The 15,775-nt window shown below is 61.7% G+C and carries 14 protein-coding genes; 5 read left to right on the top strand and 9 right to left on the bottom strand.

Translation table 11 applies throughout. The features are described from left to right. The first annotated feature begins 427 nt into the window (after positions 1–427). Positions 428–1,279, top strand: coding sequence for a helix-turn-helix domain-containing protein (locus GKN89_RS20815; protein WP_019455248.1), 852 nt, complete (start codon positions 428–430; stop codon positions 1,277–1,279). On the opposite strand, the gene GKN89_RS20810 is transcribed toward GKN89_RS20815, so the two are convergent. From GKN89_RS20810 to GKN89_RS20795, 4 genes are all read right to left on the bottom strand, one after another. Continuing rightward, complete coding sequence (locus tag GKN89_RS20810; RefSeq protein WP_063918348.1) at positions 1,269–3,053, bottom strand: ATP-binding protein; 1,785 nt, start codon at positions 3,051–3,053, stop codon at positions 1,269–1,271. The two genes, GKN89_RS20815 and GKN89_RS20810, sit on opposite strands and share 11 nt — an antisense overlap. After that, positions 3,050–3,544 (bottom strand): molybdopterin-dependent oxidoreductase, encoded by a 495-nt coding sequence (locus tag GKN89_RS20805; protein WP_063918349.1) that lies wholly within the window; start codon positions 3,542–3,544, stop codon positions 3,050–3,052. Before GKN89_RS20805 ends, GKN89_RS20810 begins: the two co-directional genes overlap by 4 nt. Positions 3,545–3,701: 157 nt before the next feature. Beyond that, positions 3,702–5,054, bottom strand: a complete 1,353-nt coding sequence (gene gorA / locus GKN89_RS20800) for a glutathione-disulfide reductase (RefSeq protein ID WP_019455245.1) — start codon at positions 5,052–5,054, stop codon at positions 3,702–3,704. Between the two features lie 130 nt (positions 5,055–5,184). After that, positions 5,185–6,027 (bottom strand): 23S rRNA (adenine(2030)-N(6))-methyltransferase RlmJ, encoded by an 843-nt coding sequence (locus tag GKN89_RS20795; protein WP_154747669.1) that lies wholly within the window; start codon positions 6,025–6,027, stop codon positions 5,185–5,187. Positions 6,028–6,162: 135 nt separating this feature from the next. Here GKN89_RS20795 and GKN89_RS20790 point away from each other — a divergent pair, with 135 nt between their 5' ends. The 4 genes from GKN89_RS20790 to rsmJ all read left to right on the top strand — a co-directional run bounded on the left by GKN89_RS20790 (position 6,163) and on the right by rsmJ (position 9,961). Next, positions 6,163–6,567, top strand: a complete 405-nt coding sequence (locus GKN89_RS20790; protein WP_019455244.1) for an ASCH domain-containing protein — start codon at positions 6,163–6,165, stop codon at positions 6,565–6,567. A 16-nt stretch (positions 6,568–6,583) separates the two neighbouring features. Further along, complete coding sequence (locus GKN89_RS20785) at positions 6,584–7,045, top strand: HIT family protein (RefSeq protein WP_154747668.1); 462 nt, start codon at positions 6,584–6,586, stop codon at positions 7,043–7,045. Positions 7,046–7,163: 118 nt separating this feature from the next. Beyond that, positions 7,164–9,206, top strand: a complete 2,043-nt coding sequence (gene prlC, locus GKN89_RS20780) for an oligopeptidase A (RefSeq protein WP_154747667.1) — start codon at positions 7,164–7,166, stop codon at positions 9,204–9,206. A gap of 8 nt (positions 9,207–9,214) precedes the next feature. Next, the gene (gene rsmJ / locus GKN89_RS20775) at positions 9,215–9,961 is read left to right on the top strand and encodes a 16S rRNA (guanine(1516)-N(2))-methyltransferase RsmJ (RefSeq protein WP_004931005.1); all 747 of its coding nucleotides are present in this window, start codon (positions 9,215–9,217) and stop codon (positions 9,959–9,961) included. Positions 9,962–9,988: 27 nt separating this feature from the next. Here rsmJ and GKN89_RS20770 read toward each other — a convergent pair whose 3' ends face one another. The 5 genes from GKN89_RS20770 to GKN89_RS20750 are packed head-to-tail and all read right to left on the bottom strand — an operon-like array spanning position 9,989 to position 15,675. Then, entirely contained in the window at positions 9,989–10,588 is a 600-nt protein-coding gene (locus GKN89_RS20770; protein ID WP_154747666.1) for an SIS domain-containing protein, read from the bottom strand. After that, positions 10,588–12,225, bottom strand: coding sequence for an FGGY-family carbohydrate kinase (locus GKN89_RS20765; RefSeq protein ID WP_154747665.1), 1,638 nt, complete (start codon positions 12,223–12,225; stop codon positions 10,588–10,590). The genes GKN89_RS20770 and GKN89_RS20765 overlap by 1 nt, the downstream gene beginning before the upstream one ends. A 13-nt stretch (positions 12,226–12,238) precedes the next feature. Further along, positions 12,239–13,192: an ABC transporter permease gene (locus GKN89_RS20760; RefSeq protein WP_019455238.1), complete on the bottom strand. Its 954-nt coding sequence runs from the start codon at positions 13,190–13,192 to the stop codon at positions 12,239–12,241. Position 13,193: 1 nt separating this feature from the next. Continuing rightward, on the bottom strand, positions 13,194–14,183 hold the full coding sequence (locus GKN89_RS20755) for an ABC transporter permease (protein WP_154747664.1): 990 nt from the start codon (positions 14,181–14,183) through the stop codon (positions 13,194–13,196). Continuing rightward, positions 14,176–15,675, bottom strand: coding sequence for a sugar ABC transporter ATP-binding protein (locus GKN89_RS20750; RefSeq protein ID WP_025159884.1), 1,500 nt, complete (start codon positions 15,673–15,675; stop codon positions 14,176–14,178). The genes GKN89_RS20755 and GKN89_RS20750 overlap by 8 nt, the downstream gene beginning before the upstream one ends. Positions 15,676–15,775: the final 100 nt, after the last annotated feature.

Here is a 15,775-nt window from a genome sequence, read left to right as displayed (position 1 = left end):
AGCCGGCATGCCGGCTCCGTTTTTATTTGCGGCGGTGGGGGGAGTCCGTATGATGGCGCGGCGCCAGGGCAATAAAAAACCGGGACCCTTGCGGATCCCGGCTTAAAAGTGGGTAAAACAGATTAGCGCTAAAGGCTCAAGCCCCGTTTTGCTTGTGCAGTCCGAGCGATGTGAGCATCGTCTCAGTAGCGGCAACGGAACAAATTTTCCCTGGTGTGACTATGGTTATTATTAAAAAACGTGCTGGTGTTATTTTTTATAGTGTATTGCTGTATGTCTCTTTTGATACCATGTTTGACGATGCAACATGGTATGTCAAGCAACGTTTTTAACGCATAATTGCATGAGATGCTAGTTTTAGATGTGGCTTTTTCATCAGAAATAATCAAAACGACTGATAAATCAGTAAAAAAAATCGAAGGAACAAATGGATAACAATCATCAAAAATTCGATTCACAGTCGATTGCCAATCGGGTCAGGGAGCTGTTTTTACATTACGGGATTGGAAAACGTCAGCATGCCCGAGAGCTCAGCCGCATCTTGGATCTGAGTTTTTCACATGCGCACCGCAAACTGAAAGGGCAAAGTCCCTGGACGCTGGAGCAGATCAACAGCGTTGCGGCTGCGTTGGGAGAAACGCCGGCGGCGATCGCCGATTTTAGCGCCGAACATGAGAGCGCCGAGCCAAACATGGCGCGTGATGCCATCTTTTTCGTGGCTGGGGTGGCGATGCCTTGCGTCGGGCACATCGGTGATGAACTGCCTGCGGGGCGGCCAGCGGAGTTTGTGGCGCTGCGCGTAGAGGGGCAATGGCAGATCTATCGCGCCGATGAGGCGCCGGCAGGCCCACGTTACGGCGTCGATCTGATCGAAATCCGGCCCGGTTACGGCGACGACGAGCGCTTGAGCATAGCGGTATTGGACGATTCGCATCAGGCGGCCGATGAGCTGGCCAAGTACCTCGGCGGTTGCGGTTTCAACGCGGTGGCGTTTTACGACGTCGACAGCTTCTGCCAGGCGTTACAGCAAAGCCTGTTTGACGGTTACGTGGTGGATTGGCTGATCGGTGAAGAAACGGCGGACCGCTGCATCGCCACCATCCGCGCCTCCGACAACCCGGATGCGCCAGTGCTGGTGCTGACCGGCGAACTCGGCACCGACCGGCGCGAATCAGAGATAGCGCAGGCAATGCGTGAGTACGACGTGCTTGGCCCTTACGAAAAACCGGTGCGGCTCCATGTGATCGAAGCCGCACTGCAACGTTGTTTTAATCTTTAGCGGGAAACACCTCGGCCAGCGCGCTCGACAACGCATCCAGCCGGACCGGCTTCATCAGATAGTTGTCGAACAGCGCACGCTGGTCCGCCGTCAGCTGCTCCGGCGTGTAGGCGCTGATGCCGATGATCGGCACATGGCGGTTGGGGCCGCGGCGGTTGCGCAGCTGCCTGGCCAGGGCGGCGCCGTCGATGCCCGGCATCTGCAGATCCAGCAACAGCGCGTCGTAAGGGCGTCTGAGCAGTTTCTGCAGCGCGCGCTCCGGTGAATCGCACAGTTCGTGCTGGTAACCCAGCTTGTCCAGCAGCGCCGCAAAGGCGTCCCCCACCGACTTGTTGTCATCCACCACCAGGACCTGCTGCGGCTTCTGCTGCAAAGAGGCATTGGCGGCGGCGGGCTCGTCGGCGCGCTCTTCTTCACTGATCTGCACCGGAATGCTGACGATAAAGGTGCTGCCCTTCTTGATTTCGCTGTACACCGTGATGGTGCCGTCGAGCAGCGTCACCAGGCCGTGCACGATCGCCAACCCCATCCCGACGCCGGCATACTGCTTGGTATGCGACTGATCCAGCTGGGTAAAGGGTTTGAAAATCTGATCGAGCTGGTCCTTTTCGATACCGATGCCGGTATCGGTCACTTCGATAATCAACGAGCTGCCGCCCGGCTGACGGCGCAGACAGCTGTGCAGCGTAATGCTGCCGCTTTCGGTGTACTTGTAGGCGTTGGTCAGCAGATTGACGATGATCTGCCGGATGCGCAGCGGATCGGAGTGCACCAACAGGTGGCTGCACTCCACTTCGCAGCTCAGTTTGACCTGCTCTTTGCGGGTCAGGGTGGCGATTTCGTTGGCGGTCTCCGCGATCAGCTTCTGCGCGTCGAACGGCACGATGCGCAGCTCCATCATACCGCTGTCGAGGTGCGCGTAGTCGGTCAGATCTTTCATCTGGCTTTCGATTTGCTGCGCGGCGGTTTCCAGCCGTTGGAAGGTGTCCGCATGTTCCGCCGACACCCGGGTGTTCACCAGCACGTCGATGGCCGACATCACGCTCTGCAGTGAAGTGCGCAGCTCGTGGCCGATGGCGCCGAGGAAGGCGTTTTTGGTGCGGGTCGCTTTCTCCGCCTCGATCGCCTTGGCCTGCTGGCGAATGGTCAGCCGCTGCTGACGGAACACGATGAGCGTAATGGCGATCAACGCGATCACCGAGAACATGACGATCACCAGCCCATAGAAAATGATGTGCCGTTTCTCGATGTAGTCCTCATAGGCGGCGGTGCGTTGCTTCACCTCGGCGTGGTCGGTCAGGTTGGCCATTTCGATGGCGTAAGGTTTGATGGCCTTCATGGCCGCGAAAACCTGGCCGAAGTCGATTTTCGGGCTGTCCAGCAGCTTATCGATGCGATCCATCTGCAGGCGCATCTGTTTGACCACTTCCGGGTAGCCCGGTTCGGCGTACAGCGGCTGGGTGGATTCAGAGACGGTTTCCAGCACATAGAAACGCGAATAGAGGATCTCGAACCGCAACCGCAGGTTGTCGCTGTCCACCTGCGGGGCGTGGCTCTGCTGTTCGACCAGCGTGTCGAATTCCGCCAGCTTGATGGAGAACTTGGCGATCGACCAGGAGTAGTTCTCCTGAGTACCGGCGATGGCGTACAGCCCTTTTTTCGACAGCGTGGCGCTGTAGTAATAGAGCGTAACGGTCGAAGCCACCAAAAACAGCGCGGCGAAAATGGCCGGGATCGCCAGCCTGCTGCCGTTCTTAAAGGTCGTCAGTTTCATTTGATCACGATCCGGTCGACTTGCCAGATAAAGCGCGAGTTGTAGAGCGGCGAATTCAGCTCAGGCCCGGCGGCGTCGCGCGGGTAAACCAGGAACAGCGGGCCGAAGTTTCTGAGCTTCAGCATCTCCCCGTCCATCTTGTAGGCCAGGATCATGTTGTACTTCTTGACGTCCGACAGCGGCACGTCGATGTAATAGTCGTTCAGCGCGTAGAAGGTCAGCGTTTCGCCTCTGGCGCCGACGCGCTCCAGAATATCGGCCACCGAAATCCCTTCAAACTTTCTCTGCGGTGTCCAGGAGGTGGAGGTGGTGATGCTGCGCACCGGCATCGCCAACAGTTGCTTATCGGTGAACAGATAGCTTTTGTTGACCGGGTCGGTCACGTTGTCGATCTTGCCCGCCACTTCCAGGGTAAAGCTGAGCGCGCTGCTCTGGGCGATAATCAGGGCCACGCAGGCCATCGCAAGGGTTTTGCATAGTTTGAACAGCATCGGTGTTCTCCAGAGGCGCGGGGAGGTTGTATCAGTCCCGCTAATTTATCAGGCTGAATAATGGCAGAAAAAGCAGGCGGGTGCGAAGGGAATAGTAAACCGCACAAAAAGAACAGGCCGGATAAATACCGGCCTGCGAGTTGGCTAACCGTAGCGGTTAGCGCATGGTGACGAACTCTTCCGCCGCGGTCGGATGGATGGCCACGGTGTTGTCGAAGTCCTTCTTGGTGGCGCCCATCTTCACCGCTACGGCGAAGCCCTGCAGGATCTCGTCCATGCCGAAGCCGATGCCGTGCAGGCCGACGATTTTCTCTTCTTTACCCGCGCACACCAGCTTCATGCGGCACGGCTGGCGGTGCTGCGTCACGGCGCTGTACATGGCGGTGAAGGAGGATTTGTACACCTTCACGTTGTCCGCGCCGAACTTCTCGATGGCTTCCGGCTCGGTCAGGCCAACGGTGCCGATCGGCGGGTGGCTGAACACCACGGTGGCGATGTTGCTGTAGTCCAGATGCTCTTCCGGCTTGTTGTTGAACAGGCGTTCGGACAGGCGGCGGCCGGCGGCCACGGCGACCGGGGTCAGCTCTACCGCGCCGGTGTTGTCGCCCACGGCATAGATGCCTTTGACGTTGGTGTTCTGGAACTTATCGACGTCAATGTAGCCTTGCTCGTTGGTTTTCACCCCGGTGACGCCGAGGTTCAGGTTGTCGGTCGCCGGTTCGCGGCCGATAGCCCAGATCAGGCAGTCGACGGTGAATGCTTTGCCGTTTTCCAGCTGCAGCGTCAGGCTGCCGTCGGCGTTCTTGACGATCGCTTTCGGCACCGATTCGGTGTGCAGGCTCGGCCCTTCGGTGTTCATCACTTCCACCAGGGTTTCGACGATCATCGGATCGAAGCTGCGCAGCGGCGCGTGCTTGCGCACGAACAGGTGCGTTTCGGCGCCCAGCGCGTTCAGCACGCCGGCGATCTCCACGGCGATATAGCCGGCGCCGACTACGGCGACGCGCTTCGGCATGGCGTCCAGCTCAAAGAAGCCGTCGGAGTCGATGCCGTATTCGGCGCCCGGAATAGCCGGATGGCTCGGGCGGCCGCCGGTGGCGATCAGGATGTGGTCGGCGGTGATGGTCTCGCCGTTCACTTCCACGGTGTGAGCATCCACGAAGCGCGCGAAGCCTTTGATCACGTCGACCTTGTTCTTGCCCAGCACGTTATCGTAGGAGTTGTGGATGCGATCGATATAGGCGGTGCGGTTGGCGACCAGCTTTTTCCAGTCGAAGGCGTTGACGGTGGTGTCGAAGCCGTAGTCCGGGCCGTATTGATGGATAGCCTCGGCGATCTGCGCCGCGTGCCACATGACTTTTTTCGGTACACAACCCACGTTTACACAGGTGCCGCCCAGCTCTTTGGCTTCAATCAGCGCACACTTTTGGCCGTACATGGCTGCCCGGTTGATCGATGCGATACCGCCGCTGCCGCCGCCAATTGCTAGATAATCGTAATGTTTCGTCATCTGGGATTTCCATGAGTTGTGAATTTGAAGAGGGTAAGAGTTTAACGCCTGACCGGGGTTTGTCGCAAAGATTGCGTCGATGGCTGCGATAGGTGGAGGCAGGGCGCGGCGAACCGCACCCGGCTGGGGATTATTCCGGTACCACCCAGTTCACCAGATGGTGGCCGATGCCCGACGGCACCAGCACCTTGTGCAGCCACGGCAGCACGTTTTTCATCTGCTGTTCCAGCTTCCACGGCGGGTTGATGACGATCATGCCGGAGGCGGTCATGCCGCGCTGATCGCTGTCGGGCTTCACCGCCAGTTCGATCTGCAGAATGCGGCGAATGCCGGTGGCTTCCAGATCGCGCAGCATGCGTTTGATCTGCTGGCGCATCACGACCGGATACCACAGCGCGTAGGTGCCGGTGGCGAAACGCTTGTAGCCTTCCTGAATGCCTTTGACCACGTCCTGGTAATCGGTCTTCATTTCATACGGCGGGTCCATCAGGATCAGACCGCGGCGCGACAGTGGCGGCAGCTGGGATTTCAGCTGCTGATAGCCGTCGGCGCGCTGCACTTTGGCGCGCTCGTCTTTCTGGAATTCGCTGCGCAGCAGCGGGTAGTCGCTCGGGTGCAGCTCGGTCAGGTGGATTTTGTCCTGCGGGCGCAGCAGCTGGCGGGCGATCAGCGGCGAGCCAGGATAATAGCGCAGCGTGCCGGAACGGTTGAAGTTATGCACCACGCTCATATAGGCCGCCAGCTCTTCCGGCAGATCGTCGCGCTGCCACAGCAAGCCGATGCCTTCCAGGTATTCGCCGGTGCGCTCGGCGTGTTCGCCGCTGAGCTGATAACGACCCGCGCCCGAGTGGGTGTCCAGATACAGGAACGGCTTATCTTTTTCCTTCAGCGACTCGATGATCAGGCTCTGAACGGTGTGCTTGAGCACGTCGGCGTGGTTGCCGGCGTGGAAACTGTGGCGATAACTTAACATGACGGGTGGCGGTTCCTTGTGCTCCGCAGGCGGAGCATTCAATGCAATAAGGCTTATAATCTGCACAGTATAAACTGTCTGGCCGGGAAAAACTGGACTCCGTTGCCGCAGACGTTCACAGAAAGGGACAGGACGATGAGCAAACAGGCGATTTTGGCGAACTACCCCGACGCGGCGCGCTGGGCGTTCGGCGACGGCCCCGAATTGGCCGACGAACTGCTGCAGTTGGTGCTGAGCGGGGAAAAGACCGCCACCTGCAGCTCCTATGCGAGCTATCGCCGGGAGCAAACGCCGATGATCGGCGACGATAATATTATTCTCGACGGCCGTGGCGAACCGGCCTGCGTGATCAAAACCCTGGCGCTGCGTTTGGTGCGCTATGACCGGATGACCGCCGAGATGGCGGCCAAAGAGGGCGAAGGCGACAAAAGCCTGGCGTTTTGGCGCCAGGGGCATCAAGAGTTCTTTACCCGCGAGGGCACTTTTGCGCCGGACATGTGGCTGGTGTTCGAAGAGTTCGAACTGGTTGAAACGCTGTGAATCACAAGGAGAAAGGATGAGCTGCATTTTTTGCGACATCGTGGCGGGCAAGGCACCGTGCCATAAAATCTGGGAAGACGACGACCATCTGGCGTTCCTGTCCATCTTTCCCAACACCGACGGTTTCAGCGTGGTGATCCCCAAGGTGCACCACCCGAGCTACGCGTTTGAGCTGCCGGACGAGGTACTGAGCGCGCTGATGCTGGCGACCAAGCGGGTGGCGAAGCAGCTGGACCGCGCGTTCGACGACGTCGGCCGCTGCGGCATGGTGTTCGAAGGCTACGGCGTCGATCATGTGCACGCCAAACTGATCCCGCTGCACGGCACGGCATCGCTGGAGCAGTGGCGGCCGATCGAATCGACCTCGCCGAAGTTTTTCGAACGCTACGAGGGCTATATCTCCTCCCACGACGCCGCGCGCGCCGACGACGAGCAGCTGGCGGCGCTGGCCGCCCGCATCCGCCAAAGCGCCGTTTAAGGCACGAACGATCAACGCCGGGCATTGATTTTCCTGCTGTCTGGCTCCATGTTAGAGATTCATACGCATTTTAAGGCTCGCCCCCGCGGCGGGCCTCAACGCTAATCAGGACTGCCCTATGACAAATCCGTTGCTGACCCCGTTTTCCCTGCCGCCGTTCTCGGCGATCCGCCCTGAAGATATCGTGCCTGCGGTGCAATCCGCGCTGGCGGACTGCCGCGCCGCGGTAGAGCGCGTGGTCGCGCAGCCGGGGCCGTTCACCTGGGACAATCTGTGTCAGCCGTTGGCGGAGTCGGACGATCGCCTGTCGCGCATCTGGTCGCCGATCGGGCACCTGAACTCGGTGAAAAACAGCCCGGAGCTGCGCGCCGCCTATGAACAGGCGCTGCCGCTGCTGTCCGAGTACGGCACCTGGGTCGGCCAGCACGAAGGGCTGTACCAGGCCTACCGCAGCCTGAAAGAGGGCGCGGCGTTCGAGGCGCTGAGCGTGCCGCAGCGCAAGGCGGTGGACAATGCGCTGCGCGACTTCGAACTGTCGGGCATCGGCCTGTCGGCGGACAAACAGCAGCGCTACGGCGAGATCGTCGCGCGCCTGTCCGAGCTGGGTTCCACCTACAGCAATAACGTGCTCGACGCGACCATGGGCTGGAGCAAGCTGATTACCGACGAAGCGGAACTGAGCGGCCTGCCGGAAAGCGCTCTGGCGCAGGCGCAGGCGATGGCGCAGGCCAAAGAGCAGGACGGCTGGCTGCTGACGCTGGATATGCCGAGCTACCTGCCGGTGCTGACCTACGCCGACAATCGTGCGCTGCGCGAAGAGATGTACCGCGCCTTCGCCACCCGCGCTTCCGATCAGGGGCCGAACGCCGGCAAATGGGACAACAGCAAAGTGATGGCGGAAACGCTGGCGCTGCGCCATGAGCTGGCTCAGCTGCTGGGCTTCGACACCTACGCCGACAAGTCGCTGGCGACCAAGATGGCGGAAAGCCCGGAGCAGGTGATCGGCTTCCTGAGCGATCTGGCCAAGCGCGCCCGTCCGCAGGCCGAGCAGGAGCTGGCGCAGCTGCGCGCCTTCGCCAAACAGCACTATGGCGTGGACGAGCTCGAAGCCTGGGACATCACCTATTACGGCGAAAAACAGAAACAGCACCTGTTCTCCATCAGCGACGAGCAACTGCGCCCGTACTTCCCGGAGCAGCGGGTGGTGGAAGGACTGTTCGAAGTGGTGAAACGTATCTACGGCATCACCGCCAAAGAGCGTAAAGACGTCGAGACCTGGCATCCGGACGTGCGCTTCTTCGATCTGTTCGACGCCGACGGCGAGCTGCGCGGCAGCTTCTACCTCGATCTGTACGCCCGCGAAAACAAACGCGGCGGCGCCTGGATGGACGACTGCGTCGGCAGCCTGCGCAAGGCCGACGGCACGCTGCAAAAACCGGTCGCTTACCTGACCTGCAACTTCAACCGCCCGCTGGGCGATCAGCCGGCGCTGTTCACCCATAACGAAGTGACCACGCTGTTCCACGAATTCGGCCACGGTTTGCATCACATGCTGACGCAGATCGATACCGCCGGCGTCTCCGGCATCAACGGGGTGCCGTGGGATGCGGTCGAGCTGCCGAGCCAGTTTATGGAAAACTGGTGCTGGGAGCCGGAAGCGCTGGCGTTTATCTCCGGCCACTATCAGAGCGGCGAGCCGCTGCCGAAGGAGATGCTCGACAAGCTGCTGGCGGCCAAGAATTACCAGGCGGCGCTGTTTATCCTGCGCCAGCTGGAGTTCGGCCTGTTCGATTTCCGCATGCACTTCGAATACAGCCCGGAAAAAGGGGCGCAGATCCTGCCGACGCTGGCGGAAGTGAAGAAAATGGTGGCGGTGGTGCCTTCGCCGAGCTGGGGCCGCTTCCCGCACGCCTTCAGCCACATCTTCGCCGGCGGTTACGCGGCGGGTTACTACAGCTATCTGTGGGCGGAAGTGCTGTCGGCCGACGCCTACTCGCGCTTCGAAGAAGAGGGGATCTTCAACGCCGAAACCGGCAAATCCTTCCTCGACAACATCCTGTCGCGCGGCGGTTCGGAAGAGCCGATGGCACTGTTCAAACGCTTCCGTGGCCGCGAGCCGCAGCTGGATGCTATGCTGCGCCATTACGGCATTAAAGGATAACCCGACACGTGAGCGTGTGTTTATTGTGTGAAGCAGGCGCCGATCCCGGCGCCTTGTCTGTTTTGGCGCAGCGCTGGCGGCTGGCGTCTGATGACGACGCGCCGATGGCGCTGGTATTGACCCCGCAGCGGCTGGAACTGCGCAAGCGCGACGAGCCGAAGCTCGGCGGGATCTACGTCGATTTTGTCTCCGGCGCCATGGCGCACCGGCGCCGCTTCGGCGGCGGCCGCGGCGAGGCGGTGGCCAAAGCGGTCGGCATCAAGGGCAGCTACCTGCCGGACGTGGTGGACGCCACCGCCGGGCTGGGGCGCGACGCGTTCGTGCTGGCGGCGCTGGGCTGCCGGGTACGGATGCTGGAACGCAATCCGGTGGTGGCGGCGTTGCTGGACGACGGCCTGCAGCGCGGTTATCAGGATGCGGAAATCGGCCCGTGGCTACGCGAGCGCCTGACGCTGCTGCACGCCTCCAGCCTGACGGCGCTGGCGGATCTCAGCCCGCGTCCCGAGGTGGTGTATCTCGATCCGATGTTCCCGCACAAGCAGAAAAGCGCGCTGGTGAAGAAAGAGATGCGGGTGTTTCAATCGCTGGTAGGCAGCGACGATGACGCCGACGGCCTGCTGGAACCGGCGCGCCGTTTGGCGACCAAGCGCGTGGTGGTGAAACGCCCGGACTACGCGCCGCCGCTGGCCGACGTGCCGGCGCACGCCGCCACGCTGACCAAGAGCCACCGCTTCGATATCTACATGCCGCTGTAATCTCTGCCGGGCCCGCGTGTCGGGCCCTCAACGCTGTTCCCGCAAACTTTTCCCTACGCCGCCGCCCGGATGCACCGCCAGCAAGGCGTCCTTGTCATAACCGCTGCGCGCCATCAGGCAGGCGCAGGCGGCGTCGAAGATCGCCAACACCAGCACAATTGAGGTGGTGGCCAGCATGTTCAGCGGATCTATCTCCTTCTGCACCCCGGTAGCGATCGTCAGCTGCGCCGCCTGCGCGATGGCAGAATGCGGATTTTCCGTCACCGCGATCAGCGTCACCCCCTTGGCCTGCAGCGTCGGCAGCAGGCGGGTCAGCTCGTCGGAATTGCCGCCGCGCGAGATCAGGATCAGCAGATCGTCGGCGCGCAGAAAGCCCAGATCGCCATGCGCTGCGCCGGTGGCGTCGAGATAGACCGCCGGCCGCTCCACGCAGGCCAGCATATGGGCTATCTTGCGCGCCGCAATCCCCGAAGTGCCGACGCCAGTGACGGCGATTTTACCGTGGCAGTCGGCCAGCAGCGCCAGCAGGCGCTGCCAGGTGCGCGCGTCGAGGCGCTCGCCCAGCTGCGCCAGCTCCTGGCTGTAGGTTTGCCAGCCCTGCACGGCCTGCCGCCATTCCTGCTGCATCACGCCTCCTCCTGCATCAACCGGCGGTATTTCATGTGGTCGTTGTACAGCTCGTGGAATACCCGGTATTTGCGGTCGTAGTAGCTTTTTATCTGGTTGGTCTGCGGCGTGACCGTCTTGCCGATGCGGCTCATGGCGCTCATCGCCTCCGGCAAGGTGTCGAACACGCCCGCCGCCACGGTGCCCATCATGGCACCGCCCAGCAGCATCGCTTCGCTCTCCTCCGGCAGCAGCATGGCGCAGCCGGTGGCGTTGGCGTGCTCCTGCACGAAGATCGGGTTCTTGGTGCCGCCGCCGCTGGCCATGATGGTGTCGATGCTGTAGCCGCTGTGGTTCATGGTTTCGATGATGTGGCGGGTGCCGAGCGCGATGGCCTGGATGGTGGCCAGGTAGTGCAGCGCCATGTCCTCCGGCGTGCGCGACAGCTTCAGCCCGGTCAGGATGCCGGTCAGCGTCGGATTGGCGCGCGGCGAGCGGTTGCCGTGGAAGTACGGCAGCATATGAATGTCCCGCGTCAGGAAAGCGATGTTCTCCGGCTCACCGGCCATGCGGCGCAGAATGGCGTTCAACACCTCATAAATGGTCTGGCCCTGGGTTTTTGCCTGCGCCAGCAGCTCCGGGTAGCACGGGTGCGACTGGATGACGTGATCGATCAGCGCGCCGGTGGCGGACTGGCCGCCTTCGTTCAGCCAGTATTCCGGCAGGATCGCCGAATAGTACGGCCCCCAGACGCCACCGATAAAGCGCGCGGTGCGCGACATCGCCATATGGCCGGTGGAGGTGCCGCCGATCAGCGCGACACGACGGTTGAAGTCGGCCACTTCACCGGAGACGCCGGTAGCGCCCAGCGTGCCGAGGGTGCCGGCGTGCGCGTCGATAATCGATACGCTCACCGCCGTGCCGGCGATCAGGCCCATTTCGCTGGCGGCGCGCTGGGTCAGGCCGTGGCCCAACGGTTCACCCATCATTTTGACGTCGCTGCCGATCTTGGCCGCGTCGTGTTCCAGCAGGTCTTCCAGCCCGATCTGCTGGAAGTAGCTCTTGTCCCAACGCTGTTCATGGCCGAGATAGGTCCACTTGCACACCGTCGAGCACAGCGAACGGGTGGCGTCCTGGGTGGCGCGCCAGGTGAGGAAGTCCGGCAGATCGAACAGGTAGCCGGCGTTGGCCCAGGTGGTGGGCATGTGCTGTTTCAGCCACAGCAGTTTCGGCGTCTGCATCTCCGGCGAAATGATGCCGCCGACGAAATCCAGCACCCGGTGTTTGGTGGCGTTGATGCGCTCGGCCTGGGCGATCGCCCGGTGATCCATCCACACGATGATGTTCTGCTCGGTGCGGCCTGAAGGGCTGACGGTCAGCGGTTTGCCTTCTTTATCCAGCACCACCAGCGAACAAGTGGCGTCGAAGCCCAACCCTTTAACCTGGATCGGGTTGATGTCGGCCTGGTTGACCGCGTCGCGCACCGCATTGCACACCGCCTGCCAGATGTTATCCGACGACTGCTCGACGAAATCCGCCTTTGGCCGATACAGGTCGATGGCCCGGCTGGCCTGACCGACCATGCGGCCGTTGAGATCGAATACGCCTGCGCGCGCGCTTCCGGTGCCCACATCTACGCCAATAAAATAGCTCGCCATTATCTGTTTTCTCCTAAGCTTTTCGATTCTGTAACGCGATAAACAGGATCAGCACGCCGCCCCACAGAGCCATGGTCAGGTAGCTGCTGACCCCTAGCAAATTGAGGCCGCTTTCCAACATTTGCAGCACGATCAGCGCCAGCACCAGACCCAGAATGCGGCCGAAACCGCCGTCCGGGTTAATGCCGCCCAGCACCGAGGCCAGAATGGTCACCAGCAGATAAGATTCGCCGTAGCCGGCCTTGGCCGAGTTGAACTTGGCCATCATCAGTAGCGCGGCGCCCCAGCCGAGCAGCGCCGACAGGATATACACCGCGATCTGCACCCGCGCGGTGTTCACGCCGCTAAAACGGGTGGCCTGCTCGTTGGAACCGAGCAGGTACAGGCTGCGGCCCAGCGTGGTGTGCTCCAGCAGCAGCCACAGACCGATCGCCACCAGCAGGAACAGGATCAGCGCCACCGGCACGCCGAGCACGGCGCCATTGCCGAGAAATTGAATCGTCGCCGGGAAGCCGGAGATCACGGCGCCGTTGGTCAGCAGGATATTCAGGCCGGTGATCAGGGTCATGGTGCCGAGCGAGGCGAGGATCGGCGACACGCCGATCCAGGCCACCAGCGCGCCGTTGAGCGCGCCGATCGCCACCGCCACCAGCAGGCCGGCCAACAGCGCCAGCACCAGGAACAGCGGCTGGTCGGGATGGCTGACGATGATCGCCGCCATCACCAGCGAACAGGCGTTGGCGCCGGCGATGATCGACAGGTTGATGCCGCCGGTCAGCATGGTGATGCCCATGCCGAGCGCCAGCAGGCCGAGGATCGGCAGTTGCGAAGCGATCGACTGGAAGTTGCCGAGGCTGAAGAAGCGCGATCCGAGCAGCCCGGCGAACAGCAGCGCCACCGCGATGATGATCGCGCCCTGCAGGCGAATGATTCGATCGCTTGGGATCAACCGAGTTAACTGCGTCATGTCAGATCTCCTTGAGCAGCTTGCGTTTTTCGTTCCAGGCGGTGGTGCTGATGCTGATCAAAATGATCGCGCCGCTGAATACCTGGTGCCAATAGGCCGAGACGCTGAGCAGCGTCAGCCCGTTTTGCAGGAAGGCCAGCAGTACCACGCCGAGCAGGGTGCCGGTCAACGACCCGCGGCCGCCGCTCATGCTGGTGCCGCCCAGCACCACCGCCGCCAATACCGTCAGCTCGAAGCCGAGCAGCGAGTTGGGCGCCACCGATTGGGTGATCTGCGCCTGCACCACCGCTGCGACGCCGGCCAGGATGCCCATGTAACCGTAGACGCAGAAGTGCAACCGCAGCAGGTTGAGCCCCAGGCGCGACGCCGCGTCGCGGTTGCCGCCCATGGCGTAGATCTGGCGCCCCAGCCGGGTACGGTTCATCAGCACGCCGGTGACGACGATGGTCGCCAGCAGGCACAGCAGCGGCAGGGTCAGGCCGTAGTCGTAGCCGTCGGCGCCCTGGAACGAGAACCAGTTGATGCCGTTCATGAACCAGTCCGGGAAGCCGTACAGCCAGGTGCCGTTGGTGGCGTACACCAGCAGGCCGTAGAACAGGTTGAGGGTGGCGATGGTGATGATGATCGCCGGCACTTTCAGCCAGTACACCAGAAAACCGTTCACCAGCCCGAGCAGCAGGCCGACGCCGGCAGCCAGGACGAACGCCAGCGGGAAGCTGCCGCCGTGCTGGATCACCCAGCTGGCCATCACATATTGGGCGATGGCGGTGATGGCCGGGAACGAAATGTCGATGCCGCCGGCGATCAGCACCACGAACAGGCCGCAGGCCAGGATGCCGAGAATGGCGTAGCTGGTGGCGACGTCGGTCAGGTTGCCGAGCGTCAGAAACTCGTCGGTGCCGGCGCTCAGGCCGATCGCCAGCAGCAGCACCAGCAGGCCGAGATAAAACTCGTGCCGCCCGGCCAGGCGGGCCAATAATGACTTATCCATTCACCACCTCGGCGATCTGTTGTTCGGTACTCTGGTGCGGCGCGAATTCGGCGATCAGCTCGCCCTTGCGCATCACCATCACCCGATGGCTGTTGTAATAGGCTTCCGGGATCTCGTCGCAGATCATCAGCACCGCCATACCCAGCTGCGCCAGATCGCGGGCGATCTGGTAGATCCCCTCTTTGTTGGCGATGTCTACGCCGACGGTAGGCGAGTCGAGGATCAGGATCTTCGGCTGAGTCGCTACCCATTTGGCGATGGCGATGCGCTGGGCGTTGCCGCCGGACAGGGTCTTCACCGGCAATGCGCTGTCGGACACCTTGATGTTCAAATCGCGGATCAGCCGGTTGACCAGCTCGGTCGCTTTGGCGTGATCCAGCAATCCAAGCGAGGTATGCAGCCGATCGAAGACGGTGACGATGGTGTTGTCGTAGATCGATTGATCCATGATCAGCCCCTGCGTCAGACGATCCTCCGACACATAACCGATGCCGTGGCGCACCGCTTCGCGGTTGTTGTGCAACTGTACCGCCCGGCCCTCGATGCGGATCTCGCCGCTGTCCGGCCGCGTCATGCCGAACAGGCTGAGGCACAGTTCGGTGCGGCCGGCGCCGAGCAGGCCGACGATCGAGACGATCTCGCCGCCGCGCAGCGCCAGATTGACGTTGCGGTATTTCTCGCCGCGGCTGAGGTTGCGCACTTCGAGCAGCGGTGCCTGTTCGGTTGACGGCAGCGGCGGCAGCGGGCTGTAGTGGAAGCGTTGGCCGGTCATCAGGAACGCCAGTTCATGGCTGTCCAGTTCGCTGGCCGGCCAGGTACCCACCAGCTTGCCGTCGCGCATCACGCTGATGCGGTCGGCGACTTCCATCACTTCATCCAATCGGTGGCTGACGAACACCACGCAGATGCCGGCGGCCTTCAGCTCGTTGACCACCCGCAGCAGGCCGTCGACCTCCTGGCGGGTCAGCGAGGCGGTCGGTTCATCCATGATCACCAACCGCGCCTCGGCGGCGATGGCGCGACAAATCGCTACCAGCTGCCGATCGGCGATCGACAGTTTTTCCACTTTTTTATCGGGGTCGATACGCACGCCGACCCGCGCCATGGCGTCCAGCGCCGTCTGGCGCATCAATCGCTGGCGTACCCAGAAGCGGCCGCCGGGCAGGTAGCTGTGGATGGCGATGTTTTCCGCCACCGTCAGGTTAGGGAACAGCGACAGGTCCTGATAGATCACCTGTATGCCGTAATAACCGGACAGCTGCGGCGTCAGGGCGTGGAAAAGTTTGCCTTCCAGCGAAATATTGGCGCCTTTTTCCGGCTGATAGACGCCGGAGATGATTTTAATAATGGTGCTTTTGCCGCAGCCGTTTTGCCCGGCCAGGCAGTGCACTTCGCCTTTATTCAGCGTCAGGTTGATCTGGTCTAATGCCAGCACGCCTGGGAATCGCTTGCTGATATTCTCCAGGGTGATAAATGCGGGGGAGGTTGTCATAACGTTAACCTGTGCTTGCGTAGCGGCCGAAGCCCTGGGCGCAGCAAAGCTGCGCCCCTACGAGGGTTTAACTACTTTCCCGGTGTGGCGAAATTACGCG

It is taken from the genome of Serratia sp. YC16 (assembly GCF_009707615.1).
Lineage (GTDB): Bacteria > Pseudomonadota > Gammaproteobacteria > Enterobacterales > Enterobacteriaceae > Serratia > Serratia surfactantfaciens.
Note: the sequence above shows the minus strand (reverse complement) of the source record. Positions and strands in the feature narration are given on the sequence as shown.